The following is an 18,900-nucleotide window of genomic DNA, read 5'->3' as shown; positions in this document are numbered from 1 at the left end:
CATGACCCGCAGCACGACCGAGCCGGATGCCGTCCGCGCGTGGCAGGAGTGGCGCGACGGGCGCCTGACCACGGTCGCCGCCCCGTACGGTCCGCTCGCCCTCGTCGGCACCCACTGGCTCGCCGACCACCCCGACGGCCGCGTCGCGGGGCTGCCGGGCCGCTGGACGGTCGCTGCCGACGGGGCCGCGGTCGTCCTCCGGGCCGCGCCCGAGGACGGGCTCACCGTCGACGGCGCACCGGCCGCCGGTACGGTCCGGCTCGACCAGGACGGCGGCCCGGCGGCGGCCCGGGTCGCCCACGGGGCGCGCCGCCTGGTGGTGCTGGCGCGCGAGGGCCTGTGGGCGGTGCGCGACTTCGACCCGGACGCCCCGGCCCGGCGCGCCTTCGCCGGCATCGACGTCCACCCGTACGACGCGCGCTGGGTGCGCCCCGGCCTGTTCCGCCCGTACGCCGAGCGGCGGACCGTCCAGGTGCCCAACGCCGACGGGCAGGAGCGGGGCTTCGTCCTGGGCGGGGAGCTGGCCTTCCTCCTCGACGGCGACGAGCACGCGCTGAAGGTCGCGGTGGAGCCGGACGGTTCGCTGTGGGCGGTGCTGGCCGACGCCACCAGCGGCACCGACAGCTACCGCTTCCGCTTCCTGCGGACGCCCGCACCGGCCGCGGACGGCACCGTGCCGGTCGACCTCAACCGCACCCAGTTGCCGCCCTGCGCCTTCGCCGACCACTTCATCTGCCCCTTCCCGGCACCCGGCAACACCCTGCCGTTCGCCCTGCGGGCGGGGGAGCGGAACGCACTCGTCCGCTGAGCCGGACGCCCCCGCGTGCGGGGCCCGCCGCCCCGGCAGTCGTCAACTCGACTGCCGGGGCGGCGCGTTGGGGGCGCGCGTCGGGGTGGTGCGTGAGGGCGCGGGATCGCGGCAGCCCTCTTGCGCCACGGGGGTCGGGCACCGGACACTCCCGCTCAGCGAGCTTTTGTCAGGGGCACGCAAAAAGGCGAGGTTCCCCACCTGCCCGCGTGCCCTTCGGCTGCTCGCCTCACGGGCCGCCCGTCGGTGGCCCCCGATCCCCCTCGGAGGACGCAGTGAGGAACGAGCGCACCACCCCCCGCAGCGGCGTGGCGAGACGCACCCAACTGATCGCCGCGGCGTCCGGACTGGTGGCCGTCGGCGCCATCGCCCTGCCGACCGCCGCCGGCGCCCAGACCCCCGCCCCCGCCACGATGTTCAGCGCCGCCCAGCTCAGCGCCGCGGGCACCGCGGTCCGCTCCGCGGACGTCGCGGGCACCGCCTGGCGGGTGGACCCGACGACCCACACCCTGGTCGTCACCGCCGACAGCACCGTCTCCCCGGCCCAGCTCACCAAGATCCGGCAGGCCGCGGGCAGCAACGTCGGCGCGGTCCGGATCGAGCGCACCGCGGGCCGGATCCGCAAGCTGATCGCCGGCGGCGACGCCATCTACGCGCCCAGCTGGCGCTGCTCGCTCGGCTTCAACGTGCGCAGCGGCAGCACCTACTACTTCCTGACGGCCGGCCACTGCACCGACGGCAAACCGCCCTGGTACACCAACTCCGCCGGCACTACCAGCATCGGACCGACCACCGGCTCCAGCTTCCCCGGCAACGACTACGGCATCGTGAAGTACACCAACGCCTCGGTGGCACACGCCGGCACGGTCGGCAGCCAGGACATCACCAGTGCCGGGAACCCCACGGTCGGCCAGACGGTCACCCGCCGCGGCTCCACCACCGGCATCCACAGCGGCAAGGTCACCGGCCTGAACGCCACCGTGAACTACGGCAACGGCGAGATCGTCTCCGGCCTGATCCAGACCACCGTCTGCGCCGAGCCCGGTGACAGCGGCGGCCCCCTCTACGCGGGCACCACGGCGCTCGGCCTGACCTCCGGCGGCAGCGGCGACTGCACCAGCGGCGGCACCACCTTCTTCCAGCCCGTCACCGAGGCGCTCAGCGCGTACGGCGTGAGCGTCTACTGACCGGCTGAGACCGCCCGCCCGCCCGTGGGAGAGGGCCCCCGCCGACCGGTCGGCGGGGGCCCGCCGGACGGGCCCGGCGCGCGCCTCGACCGGCCTCGGGGCCGGGCCTACCATGGGAGACGAAGGCGACTCGGACGACGTAACGGCACATTCCAGGGAGCCGTGATGGTCGGAGAACTGGTGGCGGCCGGGGTGGCGCTGGCCTCCGCGGGGACGGTCTACGTGATGGCCGCGGCGCGGGTGGTCAAGCAGTACGAGCGCGGCGTGGTGCTGCGGCTGGGACGGCTGACCGCGCAGGTGCGCGGCCCGGGATTCACCATGATCATCCCGGGCGTGGACCGGATGCGTAAGGTCAACATGCAGATCGTCACGATGCCGGTGCCCGCCCAGGAGGGCATCACCCGGGACAACGTCACGGTCCGGGTGGACGCGGTGGTCTACTTCAAGGTCGTCGACCCCGCCGACGCCATCGTCGAGGTGGAGGACTACCGCTTCGCGGTCTCCCAGATGGCGCAGACCTCGCTGCGGTCGATCATCGGCAAGAGCGAGCTGGACGATCTGCTGTCCAACCGCGAGAAGCTCAACCAGGGCCTGGAACTGATGATGGACAGCCCGGCGATCGGCTGGGGCGTGAGCGTCGACCGGGTCGAGATCAAGGACGTCTCGCTGCCGGAGACGATGAAGCGCTCGATGGCCCGCCAGGCGGAGGCCACCCGGGACCGGCGGGCCCGGGTGATCAACGCGGACGCCGAGCTCCAGGCGTCCCGGAAGCTCGCCGAGGCCGCCGCGGCCATGTCCGACCAGCCCGCGGCGCTGCAACTGCGACTGCTGCAGACCGTGGTGGCGGTCGCCGCCGAGAAGAACTCCACCCTCGTCCTGCCCTTCCCCGTGGAGCTGCTGCGGTTCCTGGAGCGCTCCGGCCTCCAGGCCGAGGCGCAGACCGCGCAGGTCACCGCGGGCGCCGAACGGACCCGTGCGCGGCGGCCGGCCGCCGGCGCGGCTGCCCCGCCCCCGACGCCGAAGCCCCCGGCGCCGAAGCCCCCGGCCCGGAGCCCGAGGGACAGCGGTCGCGTCGAGGACGTCCTACCGGCGCTGGAAGACCTCCCGGAGAGCGAACGCCTCGGCTAGCCGTTCGCTGTAACGCCGTTATAGGCGGCCGTCGTACCGCGGTACGACGGCCGCCCGGCGTTGTCCGCCGCCCGTTGTCCGCCCCCCCCCGTTGTCCGCCGCCCGTGCGGCCGGCCGTCGGGCCCGCGGGACCGGAATTCCGCAGGCGTTTTCCGGACAGCCGGGGCCCTCACACTTCGGGTGCCGCCGGCCGCGCCGTGCGCCCTCTGATGTCCGCACTCAGGACTTCGGCGCGCGGAGATCGGTGTGAACGCGGTGTGCTGAAAGCGTGAACTCCCGTACCTGAGACCGGAACCCGGTCTTGTGCACGAGTGGGGCGGGTGGGAATACTCGGCTCCGTTGGCATGGACGCGACTCCCCGCGGCGGCTGCCACGGGGCCGACCTGTCCGTGCTCGGTACCTCACACCTCGCTCTCGGGCCCGTAGGACCCCCCACGGTCTGGGCCCATCCCCCCACGGGAGGCTCTGAGTTGACGCACCGACGCATACCCCACCGCCGCGCGATGCTGGCCAGTGCGGGCGCCCTGGCGCTCGCCGCCACCGCGACCCTGACCCTCGCCAACGCCCACGCGGCCCCCGCGCCCTCGGCGGCCAAGCTCTCGCCGGCCGCCGCGACCACCCTGGCGTCCCAGCTCAAGTCCGGTACGGCCGGCGCGTTCTACGACGCCACGGCGCAGAAGCTGGTCGTCAACGTCGTTGACGAGGCGTCCGCGGCGACCGTCCGGGCCAAGGGCGCGGAGGCCAGAATCGTCAAGCACTCGATGGCGCAGCTCGACGCCGCGCGGCAGACGCTGAAGACCAAGGCGACCATCCCCGGCACCGCCTGGGCGATGGACCCGCGCTCCAACAAGGTCGTGGTGACCGCCGACCGCACGGTCACCGGCGCCAAGCTGGACCGCCTCACCACGGTCGCCAAGGGCCTCGGCGACACCGTCGAAGTCCGCCACAGCAAGGGCGAGTTCAAGCCCCTGATCGCCGGCGGCGACGCGATCTGGGGCAGCAGCGCCCGCTGCTCGCTCGGCTTCAACGTGGTCAAGGACGGCCAGCCGTACTTCCTGACCGCCGGCCACTGCGGCAACGCGGTCAAGGAGTGGTCCGACCAGCAGGGCGGCCAGACGATCGCGACCACCGAGGAATCCACGTTCCCGGGCAACGACTACTCGATCGCCAAGTACACCGGCAACGCCGAGCACCCCAGTGAGGTGGACCTCTACGGGGGCACCCAGAAGATCACCAAGGCGGCGGACGCCACCGTCGGCGAGCAGGTGAAGCGCAGCGGGAGCACCACCCAGGTGCACGACGGCACCGTCAAGGCGCTGAACGCCAGCGTCAACTACCAGGAGGGCACGGTCAACGGGCTGATCCAGACCGACGTCTGCGCCGAGCCCGGCGACAGCGGCGGCGCCCTCTTCGACGGCGAGAGCGCCCTCGGCCTCACCTCCGGCGGCAGCGGCGACTGCTCCAGCGGTGGCGAGACCTTCTTCCAGCCGGTTCCGGCCGCCCTCCAGGCGTACGGCGCACAGATCGGCTGACCTCCCGCGTACAGTGCAGCACCGGCCCCCGGACGCTCTCCTCGTCCGGGGGCCGGTGCCGTTTCCGACGCGTCGGCGGATCGGCTCAGAACTCGAAGACCGAGCCCTTTCCGTACGTCATCTCGCAGGTGTTGGCGAAGGTGTGGGTGAACGTGACCCGGCGGCCCTGCCAGACGCCGTCCGCGGTGACCACGATGGGGTCCCAGATCTTGTTGCATATCCGCTCGCTCGCGAGCCCGGTCACCTTGGTGAAGTCACCGGATGCCGCGCGCAGTTGGCCGCAGGCGGCCTTCGCGTACGGGTGGCTGCCGGATGCCGTCGGCATACAGCTCAGCGTTGCCGCGCGCAGCGCCGTGGCGCTCGCCCGGCTGTCGCCCTGACCGATCGTCAGTACCAGTTCGGTGGGGGCGTACAGGCCACCGGTCCGGGCGGGCTGCGCCGGTGCGGCGACGGCCTGTGCGGTGGTGGCGAGGGAACCCAGAACCAGGGCCGTGCCGAGCGCGATCGCCCCAGTGATGTACCGCATGACGAAGACTCCTTTGTCTCGTAGGTGCAGATGCCGGACGGGAGTCTGGCCCAACCGCATCTCAAACGCACGCGGCCCGATAGCTTTCGGTCGATAGGTGAAAGCTGAGGGTAATGGCGCGAATGGGCGGGGCCGCCGGGGCGCAGGGTGCGGGGGAGCGGTGCGCCGTCAGCGCGGATGCGGCCGGGCCGGGGCCCCCGCGGGGCGCGCGGACCGGCCCGCAGGGGAGGAATCCGGCCGCCGACCGGTCGTTCGGGAGGTCTTCGATCTCCGGTGATTGGCCGAAGGTCCGGGCCAGTTGTGAAGCGCCCGGCTAGTTGTGACGCCCGTCCAGGCCGGGCAGTCCCGCGGTGAGCGCCCGCATGCCCCGGGCGACCAACTCCGCGGGGCCGTGCGGGCCGTCCGCCCGCGCGTCGCCGGCGGCCCACTCCTCGACCGCGACCCGCATCGCGGTGTTCGCGGCGGCCGCGGCCAGTCGCACGTCGAGCGGGTCGGCGCCGGTGAGCCGTGCCAGCACCAGCTGCAACTCCTCCTCGGAGTCGTGGTGGACGCGGTGCCAGACCGCGCGCAGCGCCGGGTCTCCGGGCATCGCCCGGAGCAGCCCGCGGGTCCAGCGCAGCGCCTCCTCGGCGCGGCCGTCGGTGGGGGTCAGCGCGCGGCGGGCGGCCTGCTCCAGCGCCGCCCGGGTCGGCGGCGCGTCCGGGCGGGCGGTGGTGTCGGCCAGGTCGTCGATCCACTGCCGGACGCCGACCGCGAGCAGCGGGGCCACCGCGTCCTCCTTGGTCCGGAAGTACCGGTAGAAGGTGCGCAGGGCGACCCCCGCGGTGCGGGCGATCTCGTCGGCGGTGACGCCGGGGCCGCGCTCGGCGAACAGGGCCGCCGCGGTGCGGGCGATCTCCAGTTGCGTCTCGGCCTTGCGGCGCTCGGTGAGGGAGGGACGCGCGGGGGTGTGCGCGGCTGTGGTGCGCGGTGCGGTGGGCATGGTCCCAGCTTACGGAGCACAGTGGCGCATAGGCATGACGTGTGAATATGGCACATCGTGCCAAGTGGGCGTACGGTGCGGACAGAACCCCCTAGAGGCACCCCGCCCCCGGGCACTTCACGAACGGAGCAGGACCATGAACCGCTTTGACGGACGCCGTGCACTGATCACCGGCGGCGGCTCGGGCATCGGACAGGCCACCGTGCACCGGATCCTCGCCGAGGGCGGCCGGGTCGTCGCCGTGGACGTCGACGAGGCGGGCCTGGCGGCCACCGCCGAGCGGGCCGCCGCGGACGGCACCGCCGACCGCCTCCGCACCACGCGGCTGGACATCTCGGACGAGGCCGCGGTGCAGACCGGCGTCGCCGCCGCGGTGGCGCACCTCGGCGGGCTGGACGTACTGGTGAACGCGGCCGGCATCCTGCGCTCCGCGCACACCCACGCCACCACCCTGGACTTCTTCAACAAGATCATCTCGGTCAACCTGACCGGCACCTTCCTGATGATCCGCGAGTCGCTGCCGGCGCTGCTGGAGGGCCAGACGCCGGTGATCGTCAACTTCAGCTCCACCTCGGCGTCGTTCGCCCACCCGTACATGGCGGCGTACGCGGCCAGCAAGGGCGGCATCCAGTCGATGACGCACGCCATCGCCAGCGAGTACAGCAAGCAGGGGCTGCGCGCGGTGTGCGTGGCGCCGGGCTCGATCGCCAGCAACATGACCTCCGGCCGCGGCCCGGGCCTGCCGGAGGACGCCGACATGAGCCTGTTCGTGAAGCTCGCCCCGGCCCTCGGCCAGGGCTTCGCCGGCCCGGAGACCGTCGCCGGCGTGATCGCCATGCTCGCCTCCGAGGACGGCGCGTTCGTCACCGGCACGGAGATCCGCATCGACGGCGGTACCCACATGTGACGGACCGGCGACGGCCGGAAAGCGACGGCCCGTGGGGATCACCACGGGCCGCGCGACCGCGAGAATGAGGGACGGCGCCCCGTGCGTGCCGCGTCGGGAGGGGCGTGGCAGGCGCGGGGCGCCGTCTTCGTCGTACCGGTGCTCAGGCCGGCAGGTGCTTCTCGCCGCCGGCCGCCACGCCGCCGGCCCGTTCGTCGGCCGTCTTGTGCAGCGTCGCCAGCGCGATGGTGACCAGCGCGCCGCCCACCGCCCACGCGGAGAGCACCAGCAGCGGTCCGGTCAGGGACTGGCCTCGGAAGTAGGCGATCGAGCGCGCCGCCCAGGTGCCGGCGCCCGGCGGCAGCGCGGGGCCGATCGCCTGCCAGAACGGCGGCAGCAGCGGGTACGGGTAGGCTCCGCCCGCGCTCGGATTGCCGAACACCACGATCACCAGGATCGCCAGGCCGATGCCGATGACGCCCAACAGCCCCTGGAAGGCCAGGGTGGTGGCGCCCACCGCGAAGACGGTCAGCGCGCCCAGGCCCCACAGCCCGAAGAGGCTGCCCGGCAACGCGCCGAGGATCGGGCCGACCACGATCGCCCCGGCCAGTCCGGCGGCGATCGCGTAGAGCGCCAGCGCGGCCAGCCGGATCACCGCCCGCTGCCGGTTGGCCGGGCGTGCCCCGGCGCTGATCGCCAGGATCGCGGCGCACAGGTAGCCGCCGACGCACCAGCCCACGACCAGGTAGAAGGCCGACAGGCTGCGGCCGTCGCCGGCGGCGGCCGGGATCACGTCCTGGGTGCGGACGGTCCGTCCCTGCTGCTTCTCGGCCGCCGTCACGATCGCCTCGACGGCCTGGGAGAGCGAGGCGCCGCCCCCGCTGGCGACCAGCAGCCGGTCGGTGGTGGCGCGCGGGTCGACGAGCAGCGCGGCGTCGAGGGTGCGGTCCTCGATCTGGCGCCGGGCGGCCTGCTCCGAGGCGGCCGGGCGCGGGTCCAGCGGTGCGCCCGGGAGCCGGTCGAGCTTTTGCACCAACTCCCCGCGGACCTGGGCGGGGGCCACCACGGCGAGCGGCACCCGGTCCGGCTTCGGGTGGTGGAAGGCGCCGGCGTACGACGTGATGAACGCGACCATCAGGCCCAGCACCCCGATCACCAGGAGCGCCGCCCGGGCCGTCACCGCGCTCTTCACCTCCTCGACGAAGGTCGGGCGGGTGCCGTCGTCGATCGTGGCCATGCGCCACTCCGTTCCGGGGTTCGCAGCTCTTCCAGGGGATTTATATCCTTTTTGATCGATATCTTCCGGATCGGATGTGCCCCGGGCGCGTGTTCGTACGAATGTTCGAAAGAAGCGTATGGTGGAGGAAGTGAAACGAGGGACGCGAATACAGCCGGGGGGCGTATGAGGTGCAGGAGGTGCGGATGCCCGGGTTCACGCATCTGCACACCGCTTCGGGCTTCTCGCTGCGCTACGGCGCCTCCCACCCGGAGCGGCTGGCCGAGCGCGCCGCCGAACGCGGGATGGACGCCCTCGCCCTGACCGACCGGGACGGGCTCTTCGGTGCCGTCCGGTTCGCCAAGGCCGCCGCCGCGGCCGGCGTCCGCCCGCTGTTCGGCGCCGAACTGGCCGTCGCGGACGGGGAGTTGGCGCCCCGCCCGGCCGCCCGCCCCCGCACCCCGGTCCGCGGCGGCGCCTTCCTCGACGAGTCCGCCGCCCGCGCCGTCTTCCTGGCCCGGGACGGCGCCGCCGGCTGGGCCGCCCTGTGCCGACTGGTCTCGGCCGCCCACGCGGGCCGCGCCGAACGGCCGGTACTGCCGCGGCACGCCCTGGACGCCGCCACCGACGCCCTGACCGTCCTGCTCGGGCCGGACTCCGAGGTCGGCCGGGCGCTGGCCGCCGCCCGCCCGGACCGCGCCGCGCGACTCCTCGCCCCCTGGCGCGAGCGGTACGGCGACGCGCTGTGCCTGGAGGTCGTCGACCACGGGCGCCCGGGCAGCGGCCCCGGTTCCCTGCGGCTGGCCGCCCGCACCCTCGGCTTCGCCGTCGACCAGGGCGTCCGCGCCGTCCTGAGCAACGCGGTCCGCTACGCCGACCCCGGCCAGGGCCCGGTCGCCGACGTCCTGGACTCCGCCCGCCGCCTGATACCGGTGGACCGGCGCCGCCCCGAGACCTGGGACGGCGGCGAGCGCTGGCTGAAGGACGCCGCCGCGATGGGCCGCGCCGCCGAGCGGATCGCCGAGGCGGCCGGCTTCCGGCGCGGCCAGGCCCACCGGCTGCTCGCCCTGACCGAGGAGAGCGCGGGGGAGTGCCGGGTGGACCCCCGAAGCGACATCGGGCTCGGCCGGATCCACTTCCCCGAACCCGCCCTGGTCGGCGCCGCGCACCGCACCGCCGCCCGGGTGCTGCGCTCCCGCTGCGCCGCCGCGATGGTGCTGCACGGCTACGACCGCGACCGCACCCGCTGGGCCCGGCTGCACGACGAGCTGCGCACCATCGAGCGGCTCGGCTACCCCTCGTACTTCCTGACGGTCGCTCAGGTCGTGGACGACGTCCGGGGCCTGGGGATCCGGGTGGCCGCCCGGGGCTCCGGCGCCGGGTCCCTGGTCAACCACCTGCTGGGCATCGCCCACGCCGACCCGGTCGCGCACGGGCTGCTGATGGAGCGGTTCCTGTCCGGGCGACGGGCCGCGCTGCCGGACATCGACATCGACGTCGAGTCGGCCCGCCGGCTGGAGGTCTACCACGCGATCTTCGACCGCTTCGGCGCCGAGCGGGTGGCGACCGTCGCGATGCCCGAGACCTACCGCGTCCGGCACGCCGTGCGGGACGTGGGCGCCGCCCTGGGCCTGGACCCGGCGCGGGTGGACCGGCTCGCCAAGGCGTTCCCGCACATCCGGGCCCGGGACGCCCGCGCCGCGCTGGCCGAGCTCCCCGAGCTGCGCGGGGTAAGGGAGGGCACCGACGAACGGCTGTGGCAGCTGGTCGAGGCGCTGGACGCGCTCCCCCGCGCGATGGCCATGCACCCGTGCGGGGTGCTGCTCTCCGACGCCACGCTGCTGGACCGCACCCCCGTCGTGCCCACCAGCGGCGAGGGGTTCGCGATGTCCCAGTTCGACAAGGACGACGTGGAGGACCTGGGACTGCTCAAGCTCGACGTGCTGGGCGTGCGGATGCAGTCCGCGATGGCGCACGCGGTCGCCGAGATCGGCCGGGCCACCGGGGTCCGCCTCGACCTGGACGACCCGGCGCAGGTGCCGCCCGGCGACCCGGCCACCTACGACCTGATCCGCTCGACCGAGACGCTGGGCTGCTTCCAGATCGAGTCGCCCGGCCAGCGCGACCTGGTCGGCCGGCTCCAGCCCGCCACCTTCCACGACCTGGTCGTCGACATCTCGCTGTTCCGGCCCGGCCCGGTCGCCGCCGACATGGTGCGCCCCTTCATCGAGGCCCGGCACGGCCGCGCGCCCGTCCGCTACCCCCACGCCGACCTCGCGGAACCGCTGCGCGAGACCTACGGGGTGGTGGTGTTCCACGAGCAGATCATCGAGATCCTGCGGATCATGACCGGATGCGACCGGGACGAGGCGGACGAACGGCGGCGCGCCCTGGCCGACGCGGAGGAGCAGGTCCGGGTGCGCGACTGGTTCGCCCGGCGGGCCGCCGGCCGCGGCTACGCCCCCGACGTCGTCGCGCACACCTGGGAGATCGTCGAGGCGTTCGGCGCGTACGGCTTCTGCAAGGCGCACGCGGTGGCGTTCGCGGTGCCCACCTACCAGTCCGCCTGGCTCAAGGCGCACCACCCGGCGGCCTTCTACGCCGGGCTGCTCACCCACGACCCCGGGATGTACCCCAAGCGGCTGCTGCTCGCGGACGCCCGGCGGCGCGGGGTGCCGGTGCTGCCGTTGGACGTGAACCGGTCGGCGGTCACCCATCGGATCGAACTGGTGTCCGGTCGGGAGGGTGCCCCGGACGTCTGGGGGCTGCGGCTGGCCTTCTGTGACGTGCACGGAATGAGCCACGTCGAGGCCGGGCGGATCGCGGACGGCCAGCCCTACCGCTCGCTCGCCGACCTCTGGCAGCGGGCCCGGCCGAGCCACCCGGTGGCCGAGCGCCTCGCCCGGGTCGGCGCCCTGGACGCCTTCGGCGCCAACCGCCGGGACCTGCTGCTGCACCTCGCCGAACTGCACCGGCACGGACGCGGCGTCCCCGGCGGGCAGTTGACGCTCCACCTGGACGGCCCGACGGGGCTCCCGCCCCGTCCGGGCGGAGCCGGGGACGGGGCGGAAGCCGAACGGGTCGAGCCCGCCGGTCTGCCCGACCTCAGCGACGTGGAGCGGCTCAGCGCCGAACTGGGCGTCCTCGGCATGGACGCCTCCCGCCATCTGATGGCCGACCACCGGGACTTCCTCGCCGAGTTGGGCGCGGTGCCGGCCCGGCTGCTGCGCGACGCCCGGCACGGCGACACGGTGCTGGTCGCCGGCGCCAAGGCGGCCACCCAGACCCCGCCGATCCGCTCCGGCCGCCGGGTCATCTTCACCACCCTCGACGACAGCACCGGCCTGGTCGACTGCGCCTTCTTCGATGACAGCCACGAGGCGTGCGCGCGGACCGTCTTCCACTCGTGGCTGCTGCTGGTGCGCGGCACGGTCCAGCGCCGCGGCCCGCGCAGCCTCAGCGTGGTCGGCAGCGCCGCCTGGAACCTCGCCGAACTGGTCGAACTCCGCCGCACCGGCGGCCTGGAGGCGGTCACCGCCCGGCTCGCCGCCGCACCGGAACCGGACCGTGCGCCCCGGGACGGCGCCCCGTCGGACGGCCCCGCCGGCGCGCCGGAGCCCTCCGGCGCGGGCACCGGCCGCACCATCCGCCTGGAGACCGGCTACGCACTGCACCCGTGGGCGGACCTGGCGCCGCCCGGCGAACGCGCCGCCACCGGCCGCAAGCTCTGGCACGCCAGCCCCGGGAGCGCCGGATGACCCCCACCCCGAAACCGCCCGCCGCCCCGCCGCCCCCGGCCGGTGGCCGACGGCCGCCCGGCACGCTGTACGTCCGCTTCCGGACCGCCGCCGGCGAGCCGGACGGGCCCGGCGGCCCCGTTGACGCTCGCCAGTACGAGCAACTGCTCGGCCTGCTGGGCCAGTTCACGCCCGTCATCCAGGCGCTGCCGCCGGACGCCGCGCTCGCCGACGTCCGCGGCGCGCTGCGCTACTTCGACCGGGACGCGGCGGGCATCGCCGCCCTCATCCGGCTGCGCGCCCTGGCCTGGCACGGCGTGCGGTGCACCATCGGCATCGGCGGCAACCCGCAGCTGGCCCGGATCGCGGCCCAGGACGCCCCGCCCGGCGGGATCCGGGCCGTGCCCGCCGACCCCCGGTCGGTCGCCGCCTTCCTCGACCGCCGCCCGGCCTCCGCGCTGTACGGCATCGGCCCCGCGGCGGCCCGCGCGCTGTCCGCCTACGGGCTCGACAGCGTCGGCCGGATCGCCGCCGCCCCGCCCGCCACCCTCCAGCGCATCCTGGGCGCCCGGGCCGGCCGGGCGGTCTCCGAACGGGCCCGGGGCATCGACCCCACCCCCGTCACCCCCAACGCCGCCACCCGCTCGATCGCCGCCGAACACCGCTTCCCCCACGACGAACTGGACCCGGACCGGCGCCGCCGGGCGCTGCTCTCGCTCGCCGACGAACTCGGCGCCCGGCTGCGCGCGGACGGCCGGGCGGCCCGCGCGCTCACCCTCACCGTCCGCTACGCCGACCGTTCCACCACGACCCGCACCCGACGGCTGGACGCGCCGACCGCGCACGGTCCCGCACTGACCGCGGCGGCCTACGCGCTGCACGCCGCCCTGGGCCTCCAGCGGGCCCGGGTGCGCACGCTGGCCCTGCGCGCCGAGGACCTGTGCCGCGCCGAACGCGCCGCGCGCCAACTGACCTTCGACCCCACCGACGACAAGGCGCACCGCATCGAAGCGGCCGTCGACCGCGCCCGGGCCCGCTTCGGCGCCGCGGCGGTGCGCCCCGCGGCGGCGCTCGGCCCGACGGCCCCCGGGCCGGACCGGCCGCCCCGCCCGTAGCGCCGCCCGTCATCTCCCCTGCACGCAACCGGCGTTGCGCACCCGGTGGCACGGTGTGGATCGGGTGCGGTTTCCTTCACCGTCACGCCACTGGTACGCCCTGCTTACCCGCCCGTAACTTACTTGGCAGTCACCACGTTGGCCTTGCGATCCGGATCGCAGGTGACCGGCTCACGGAGCACTCCGAAAAGCCCCTCACCCCGCAAGGAGCATCGTATGAAGCTGCGTTGGTCGAGACTGTGCGCAGTCCTCCCGGCGGCCGCCCTGGCCCTCGGACTCACCACGGCAACCCCCGCGGCGGCGTCCCCCACCGTCAGCAGCGGCTGGAACGACTTCTCGTGCAAGCCCTCCAGCGCCCACCCCCGTCCCGTCGTCCTCGTCCACGGCACCTTCGGCAACGCGGTCGACAACTGGCTCGGCCTCGCCCCCTACTTGGTCGCCCGCGGCTACTGCGTCTTCTCCCTGGACTACGGCCAACTGCCCGGCGTCCCGCTCTTCCACGGGCTCGGCCCGATCGACGCCTCGGCAGGCCAACTCGCCACGTACGTCGACCGGGTGCGGGCCGCGACCGGCGCGGGCAAGGTGGACCTCGTCGGGCACTCGCAGGGCGGCATGATGCCCCGGGTCTACCTGAAGTTCCACGGCGGCGCGGACAAGGTGCACACGCTGGTGGGGCTGGCCCCCGACAACCACGGCACCACCCTCGACGGCCTGACCAAGCTGCTGGACCTCTTCCCCGGCGCCAAGCAGTACCTCGACGAGTTCACCCCGGGCCTGACCGACCAGGTCACCGGGTCCGCCGTCCTGAACCGCCTCAACGCCGGCGGCGACACCCTCCCCGGCATCCACTACACCGTCATCGCCACCAAGTACGACGAGGTCGTGACGCCCTACACCTCGGGCTTCCTCAAGGGTTCCGACGTGCACAACGTCGTGCTCCAGGACCTGTGCGCCCTCGACCTCTCCGAGCACGTGGCCATCGGGACGGTCGACCGGATCGCCTTCCACGAGACCGCCAACGCGCTCGACCCGGCACACGCCACCCCGACCACCTGCGCCTCGGCCGCGAGTTGAGCGCCGGCCCGGCCCGCGGTCGGCGCGCGGGCCGGGCCGCGGGCCGGGTGTCTGCCCGGGCGGTTCAGTGGGGGCCCCGGCCCGTCCGGCGCAGCGTCAGGAAGGCGCCGGACGCGCCCGCCAGCACCACCGGGATCAGCAGCAGCCACCCGGAGAAGGCGAGCACCGCGGCCGTGAGCACGGAACTGGCCAGCCCGCCGTACCAGAGCGGGGTGCGCCGGGGCAGCAGCACCGACGCGGCGACCAGCCCCGCCAGCGTCACCGCGGCCAGGCAGGTGGCGGTGGCCCGCATCAGCAGGTCCAGGTCGACGGCGCCGATCCCGGCCGGCACCGCGAGCACCGCCGCCACCCCGCCCAGCACCGCCAGCGACCGGCGCGGCACCTCGCCCGGCGCGCCGCCCTTCGCCATCCAGCGGGGTGCGGCGCCGTCCCGGCCGAGCGCCGCGCCGAGCCGGGAGGCCCCGGCCAGATAGGAGTTGACCGCCCCGAAGGTCAGGAACAGCGCCGCCGCGGCCGCCACCGGGCGGGCGGCGGTGCCCACGCTCTGGGCGAGCAGCGCGGTCAGCGGGGTGTCGGTCTTTGCGGCGGCCGGACCCAGCGCCCCGACGGTGGTGACCGCCAGCCCCAGGTACAGCACGGTGATCACGGCGAGCGTGCGGCGGGTCACCCGCGGCAGGTCCCGGGCCGGATCGGCGAACTCGCCCGAGAGGTGGCTGGCCGCCTCCCAGCCGGCGAACGCGAAGAACAGCACCGACGCCGCCGACCCCACCGACGTCCACCCCCCGGGCAGGAACGGGGTGAAGTGGCCGGCGGACACCCGGGGCGCGGCGGCCAGCACCGTGCACAGCAGCACCGCCGCCAGCAGCCCGCCGAGCAGCAGTTGCACCCGGCCGGACATCCGCAGCCCGACCGCGTTGGAGACCAGCGCCCCCACCAGCACCGCCGCGCCGACCGCGGCCGCACCGGTCGGGCCCCAGCCGGCCGCGTCGGCCACGTACTTCCCGCCGATCCAGGCGGCCGAGACCACCCCCAGCGGCACCGCCCCGTAGAACCACCACCCGACCATCGCCGCGGCGCGCGGTCCGATCGCCCGATGGACGTACGTGGCGACGCCCCCGCCGTCGGGGAACCGCGCGCCCAGCGCCGCGAACGACGCGGCCACCGGGACGCACATGGCGAGCAGGACGACCCAGGCCAGCAGGGAGGCCGGACCGGCCGCGGCGGCGGCCAGCGACGGCAGCGTCAGCACGCCGGGCCCCAGCACGGCACCGGCGCACAGCGCGGTACCGCTGCCGATACCCAGCCGCCGTACATCCGGCCGTGGAGAAGCAGTAAGAGATGTTTCTTGTACGGACACAGCCGCAGACGCTAATAGGAACTTTGATCATAATGCGGTTGCGTCGAACTAAATTCGGTGTCGGTCGCGATCATGGGCGCATGGACGACATTGATTCGGCGATTGTCCGGGAACTCCAGCGCGATGCACGGCAGACCAACCGCGAACTGGCCGGCAAACTGAACATCGCCCCCTCGACCTGCCTGGAGCGGGTCCGTGCCCTGCGCGCCCGCGGGGTGATCACCGGCTACCGCGCGACGGTCGACCTGCGCGCCCTCAACCGCCCCGTGCAGGCGCTGCTGACGGTCCGGATCCGGCCGATGAACCGCGAGGTGATCGAGCGGTTCAAGGCGTTCTTGACCTCGCTGCCCGAGGTGCTCAACGTCTACGTCGTGGCGGGCGGCGACGACTTCCTGGTGCACGTCGCGGTCCCGGACGTGGACCGGCTGCACGCCCTGCTGATGGACCGGATCTTCAAGCGCCGGGAAGTCGTCGACTGTCGCAGTTCGGTGATCTACCAGCACGTCGCCAACGACGTCGTCGAGCCGCTGCCGCCCGAGCGGTCCTGAGGGGACGAAGGACGCACCCGGGCGCCCGCCGCGGACGGCCCGACCCGTGGCGGGCCGGGCCGGCGCGCTTCCTACCGGCGGACGGCCCGGCGGCGGGCCGTCGTGAACAGCACGGCGGCGCCCACCGCGAGCACCGCGGCGCCCCCGATCGCCAGCGCGGCGGTGCTGCCGTCGCCGCCCGTCTCGGCCAGGTGCCTGCCGTCGACCGGCTTCGCCGCACCGTCCGGGTGCGCACCGCCCGCCGCGGAACCGGCGTCCGCCGCGGGAGCCGGGCCGTCGGCCGGTGCCGCGCCGGACGGCTGCCGGTGGCCGTCGCCCATGGCGTGGTCGTGCCGGCCCATGTCCATCGAGGACTTGTCGGCGCCCGCCGCGATCTGACGGTCGGTCGGCGCGGACGCGCTCGGCGCCGGCGTCGACGGGCCGCCGCCGCCGTCCTTGCCGAAGACCACGTCGGAGCAGGTGTAGAAGGCTTCCGGGCTGTCCGAGCGCTGCCAGATGCTGTAGACGAGGTGCCGGCCGGACCGGGCGGGCACCGTGCCGTCGAAGACGTAACTGCCGTCGGTCAGCGTCGGGTCGGTGACCTTGGCGAACGGCTGCGCCTCCAGGTCCGACCACTTCAGCGGCTTCGTCGGGTCGTAGCCGTCCTTGGTGAGGTACAGCTCGAACGTGCCCTTGTGCGGGGCGGTCGCCTTGTAGTGGAAGGTGTGCTTGCCGGCCTTCATCGGGGTGGACGGCCAGTCGGCGCGCGGCAGGTCCAGCCCCTTGTACTCGTCGTTGCCGGCGCTGCACAGCTTCCCGTCCGGGATGCGCTCCTTCGACTTGCCGCCGGCGGCGCCGTCCCGTACGCCGTTCCAGTCGTACAGCGCCTGCGCGCCGCCGACCTGCACGGCGGCCTTGCAGGCGGCGGACTGCGGACTCTCGGGGCCCTCCGCGTAGCAGGCGGAGACCCGGCTGACCGGGTCCGACATCGACCCGTGCGCGGCGGCCGGGGTCGCGGTGAGCACGGTGAGCGCCACGGGGGCGAGGCCGAACAGGGCGATCCCGGCGGCCTTGCGGCGAACGGTCATCGTGGGGGTCTCCTTCATCGGGTGCGTCGGGTGCGTCGGGTGCGTCGGGTGCGTCGGGTGCGTCGGGTGCGTCGGGTGCGTCGGGTGCGGCCGCGCGGCACCGGCCGGCGCCCGGCGGGGGCTCGGTCGGGACGGGGGTGCCGCGCGGACGGGTGCACCGGCGGTGGGGGGTCGGTCCGTGGCCGGCACCGGTGCCGCCCCCCGGAGAACGGCACCGGCACGTCCACGAACCCGCCGTGCGCCACCGAAGCTAGCCGCCCTGAACAGCGGATTTGAGGCCCGAAGGGCGATCCGGCGGATCCTTATGGTCGCGTTAAGGAAGGGCTAAGCGGGAGCACAGGAAACGCCGCGCGGGGGCCGGCAGTTGAGGCGTCGGCGGGCCGTGGGCGTGGGGGGAAGTCCACCCTCCCAGGGCCCGGGGCGACCACGCCGGGCGAGGCGCCGCGCGGAGCGCCCGGCGCGGCGGCGCACGACATGACAGTGCCTGCGAACGAGCGCAAGCTGGGAGGAGTGCGGGGGCGCCCGGCGGGCGAGCCCTGCGCGCGGCGTCGGGCCCGCCGGAGGTTGCGACGTTCCACCCCGGAACGTCCCAACGAGTGCGCCGGGTGCGGGGAGACAAGGGGTCACTCATGCCGCGATCCATGCGCGCGCTCGTAGCCGGCGGGGTCGGCGAGCCGCTCGACGTCCTGCGGCTGGAGTCCCGGCCCGTTCCCACGGCAGCGGCCGGCCAGGTGCTGATCCGCGTGACGGCGGCCCCGATCCACGCCAGCGATCTGCACGTGCTGCGCGGTCGCTACGGCTTCACCCCCGAATTCCCCACCGTCGGGGGGCACATGGAGTGCGTGGGCCGCATCGAGGCCCTGGGACCGGACGTCGGAGGGTGGCAGGTCGGCCAGCGCGTGGTGGCCGTCGCCGTCCCGGCCGTCCCCGGGCCGCGGACGCCCGGGACCTGGCAGGAGTACCGCGTCGCCGAGGTGCACAGGCTCGTGGCGGTCCCCGACCGGCTGGACGACTCCCGCGCCTGTCAACTCGCCGTCAACCCGTTGACCGCGCTGCTCCTGGTCACCCGCGAACTCGACGCCCGGCCGGGGGAGTGGCTGGTGCAGACGGCGGCGGGCTCCACCGTCGGCCGGCTCGTCATCCAGCTGGCCAGGCACCTGGGCGTGCGCACGATCGACGTGGTGCGGCGGCGCGACGCCGTCGAGGAGATCACGGCGCTCGGTGGCGACGCGGTCGTGTGCACCGAGGACGAGGACCTGGTGCGGCGGGTGGCGGAGATCGCCGGACCGGCCGGCGTGCGCAAGGCCGTCGACTGCGTCGCGGGCCAGGTGGGTGCCCAGGTGTCCCGGGCACTGGCTCCGGGCGGCGAGGTCGTGGTCTACGGCGCGCTCGCCACCCACCGACAGACCGACCCGGCGGCGCTGACGATTCCGCTGCCGGTGCGCTCGCTCATCTACGAGACCAAAGTGGTCCGTGGCTTCTGGCTGAACCGCTGGTTCGGCACGACCTCGCCCACGGATGCGCTGCGCGCACTGTCCGAGGTCCGCGACCTCGTCGCCGACGAGGTGCTGAGCATCCCCCCGGGCCGGCCGTTCCCCCTCGAACGCTTCCCCGAGGCCCTCGCGTGCGCCGAGGCGCCCGCGCACGGCGCCAAACCGTTCCTCGTCCTCGACGACGGCCGGGACCGGAGCGGGGCGCGGGGCGACGCGTAGGACGCCGCCCCGCCCGTGCGACTCC

15 protein-coding genes are annotated in these 18,900 nt (G+C 74.7%); 10 read left to right on the top strand and 5 right to left on the bottom strand.

Translation table 11 applies throughout. The features are described from left to right. Position 1 precedes the first annotated feature (1 nt). The 4 genes from ABD385_RS21080 to ABD385_RS21065 all read left to right on the top strand — a co-directional run bounded on the left by ABD385_RS21080 (position 2) and on the right by ABD385_RS21065 (position 4,655). Positions 2-808, top strand: a complete 807-nt coding sequence (locus tag ABD385_RS21080) for a DUF1684 domain-containing protein (protein WP_344578369.1) — start codon at positions 2-4, stop codon at positions 806-808. Positions 809-1,083: 275 nt separating this feature from the next. Next, positions 1,084-1,995: a S1 family peptidase gene (locus tag ABD385_RS21075; protein WP_344578367.1), complete on the top strand. Its 912-nt coding sequence runs from the start codon at positions 1,084-1,086 to the stop codon at positions 1,993-1,995. A 165-nt stretch (positions 1,996-2,160) separates the two neighbouring features. Then, positions 2,161-3,123 carry a slipin family protein gene (locus ABD385_RS21070; RefSeq protein ID WP_344578365.1) on the top strand — a complete coding sequence of 321 codons (963 nt, stop codon included), beginning with the start codon at positions 2,161-2,163 and terminating at the stop codon, positions 3,121-3,123. A gap of 470 nt (positions 3,124-3,593) precedes the next feature. Then, on the top strand, positions 3,594-4,655 hold the full coding sequence (locus ABD385_RS21065; protein WP_486388771.1) for a S1 family peptidase: 1,062 nt from the start codon (positions 3,594-3,596) through the stop codon (positions 4,653-4,655). An 85-nt stretch (positions 4,656-4,740) separates the two neighbouring features. Here ABD385_RS21065 and ABD385_RS21060 read toward each other — a convergent pair whose 3' ends face one another. Both ABD385_RS21060 and ABD385_RS21055 read right to left on the bottom strand, forming a co-directional pair. Next, positions 4,741-5,181 (bottom strand): subtilase-type protease inhibitor, encoded by a 441-nt coding sequence (locus ABD385_RS21060; RefSeq protein WP_344578363.1) that lies wholly within the window; start codon positions 5,179-5,181, stop codon positions 4,741-4,743. Between the two features lie 313 nt (positions 5,182-5,494). Beyond that, positions 5,495-6,163 carry a TetR/AcrR family transcriptional regulator gene (locus tag ABD385_RS21055; protein ID WP_344578362.1) on the bottom strand — a complete coding sequence of 223 codons (669 nt, stop codon included), beginning with the start codon at positions 6,161-6,163 and terminating at the stop codon, positions 5,495-5,497. A gap of 136 nt (positions 6,164-6,299) precedes the next feature. On the opposite strand from ABD385_RS21055, the gene ABD385_RS21050 reads away from it, so the two are divergent. After that, positions 6,300-7,070, top strand: coding sequence for an SDR family NAD(P)-dependent oxidoreductase (locus ABD385_RS21050; protein WP_344578361.1), 771 nt, complete (start codon positions 6,300-6,302; stop codon positions 7,068-7,070). A gap of 142 nt (positions 7,071-7,212) precedes the next feature. Here the strand turns inward: ABD385_RS21050 and ABD385_RS21045 are convergent, their stop codons facing one another. After that, positions 7,213-8,286: a YhgE/Pip domain-containing protein gene (locus ABD385_RS21045; protein WP_344578360.1), complete on the bottom strand. Its 1,074-nt coding sequence runs from the start codon at positions 8,284-8,286 to the stop codon at positions 7,213-7,215. A 185-nt stretch (positions 8,287-8,471) separates the two neighbouring features. On the opposite strand from ABD385_RS21045, the gene ABD385_RS21040 reads away from it, so the two are divergent. The 3 genes from ABD385_RS21040 to ABD385_RS21030 all read left to right on the top strand — a co-directional run bounded on the left by ABD385_RS21040 (position 8,472) and on the right by ABD385_RS21030 (position 14,191). Continuing rightward, a complete protein-coding gene (locus ABD385_RS21040; RefSeq protein ID WP_344578359.1) occupies positions 8,472-12,023 on the top strand; it encodes a DNA polymerase III subunit alpha in 3,552 nt (1,183 codons plus the stop codon). After that, a complete protein-coding gene (locus ABD385_RS21035) occupies positions 12,020-13,117 on the top strand; it encodes a DNA polymerase Y family protein (RefSeq protein WP_344578357.1) in 1,098 nt (365 codons plus the stop codon). Before ABD385_RS21040 ends, ABD385_RS21035 begins: the two co-directional genes overlap by 4 nt. A gap of 216 nt (positions 13,118-13,333) precedes the next feature. Next, positions 13,334-14,191 (top strand): esterase/lipase family protein, encoded by an 858-nt coding sequence (locus ABD385_RS21030; protein WP_344578356.1) that lies wholly within the window; start codon positions 13,334-13,336, stop codon positions 14,189-14,191. Between the two features lie 64 nt (positions 14,192-14,255). Here ABD385_RS21030 and ABD385_RS21025 read toward each other — a convergent pair whose 3' ends face one another. Continuing rightward, on the bottom strand, positions 14,256-15,548 hold the full coding sequence (locus ABD385_RS21025) for an APC family permease (protein ID WP_344578354.1): 1,293 nt from the start codon (positions 15,546-15,548) through the stop codon (positions 14,256-14,258). Between the two features lie 80 nt (positions 15,549-15,628). Here ABD385_RS21025 and ABD385_RS21020 point away from each other — a divergent pair, with 80 nt between their 5' ends. Next, positions 15,629-16,096, top strand: a complete 468-nt coding sequence (locus ABD385_RS21020) for an Lrp/AsnC family transcriptional regulator (RefSeq protein ID WP_344578352.1) — start codon at positions 15,629-15,631, stop codon at positions 16,094-16,096. 71 nt (positions 16,097-16,167) lie between these two features. Here the strand turns inward: ABD385_RS21020 and ABD385_RS21015 are convergent, their stop codons facing one another. Then, a complete protein-coding gene (locus tag ABD385_RS21015) occupies positions 16,168-17,163 on the bottom strand; it encodes a lytic polysaccharide monooxygenase auxiliary activity family 9 protein (protein WP_344578351.1) in 996 nt (331 codons plus the stop codon). Between the two features lie 629 nt (positions 17,164-17,792). Here ABD385_RS21015 and ABD385_RS21010 point away from each other — a divergent pair. Then, positions 17,793-18,875, top strand: coding sequence for a zinc-dependent alcohol dehydrogenase family protein (locus tag ABD385_RS21010; protein WP_344578349.1), 1,083 nt, complete (start codon positions 17,793-17,795; stop codon positions 18,873-18,875). Positions 18,876-18,900: the final 25 nt, after the last annotated feature.

Origin of the sequence: Streptomyces lunalinharesii (genome assembly GCF_039532155.1) — a bacterium.
Lineage (GTDB): Bacteria > Actinomycetota > Actinomycetes > Streptomycetales > Streptomycetaceae > Streptomyces > Streptomyces lunalinharesii.
Note: the sequence above shows the minus strand (reverse complement) of the source record. Positions and strands in the feature narration are given on the sequence as shown.

What these genes read in the sequence shown, in the direction of transcription:
- ABD385_RS21080 (WP_344578369.1), top strand. Translation starts at nt 2, where the DNA reads ATGACCCGCAGCACGACCGAGCCGGATGCCGTCCGCGCGTGGCAGGAG.
- ABD385_RS21070 (WP_344578365.1), top strand. Translation starts at nt 2,161, where the DNA reads ATGGTCGGAGAACTGGTGGCGGCCGGGGTGGCGCTGGCCTCCGCGGGG.
- ABD385_RS21060 (WP_344578363.1), bottom strand. Translation starts at nt 5,181, where the DNA reads ATGCGGTACATCACTGGGGCGATCGCGCTCGGCACGGCCCTGGTTCTG.
- ABD385_RS21055 (WP_344578362.1), bottom strand. Translation starts at nt 6,163, where the DNA reads ATGCCCACCGCACCGCGCACCACAGCCGCGCACACCCCCGCGCGTCCC.
- ABD385_RS21050 (WP_344578361.1), top strand. Translation starts at nt 6,300, where the DNA reads ATGAACCGCTTTGACGGACGCCGTGCACTGATCACCGGCGGCGGCTCG.
- ABD385_RS21045 (WP_344578360.1), bottom strand. Translation starts at nt 8,286, where the DNA reads ATGGCCACGATCGACGACGGCACCCGCCCGACCTTCGTCGAGGAGGTG.
- ABD385_RS21040 (WP_344578359.1), top strand. Translation starts at nt 8,472, where the DNA reads ATGCCCGGGTTCACGCATCTGCACACCGCTTCGGGCTTCTCGCTGCGC.
- ABD385_RS21035 (WP_344578357.1), top strand. Translation starts at nt 12,020, where the DNA reads ATGACCCCCACCCCGAAACCGCCCGCCGCCCCGCCGCCCCCGGCCGGT.
- ABD385_RS21030 (WP_344578356.1), top strand. Translation starts at nt 13,334, where the DNA reads ATGAAGCTGCGTTGGTCGAGACTGTGCGCAGTCCTCCCGGCGGCCGCC.
- ABD385_RS21020 (WP_344578352.1), top strand. Translation starts at nt 15,629, where the DNA reads ATGGACGACATTGATTCGGCGATTGTCCGGGAACTCCAGCGCGATGCA.
- ABD385_RS21015 (WP_344578351.1), bottom strand. Translation starts at nt 17,163, where the DNA reads ATGACCGTTCGCCGCAAGGCCGCCGGGATCGCCCTGTTCGGCCTCGCC.
- ABD385_RS21010 (WP_344578349.1), top strand. Translation starts at nt 17,793, where the DNA reads ATGCCGCGATCCATGCGCGCGCTCGTAGCCGGCGGGGTCGGCGAGCCG.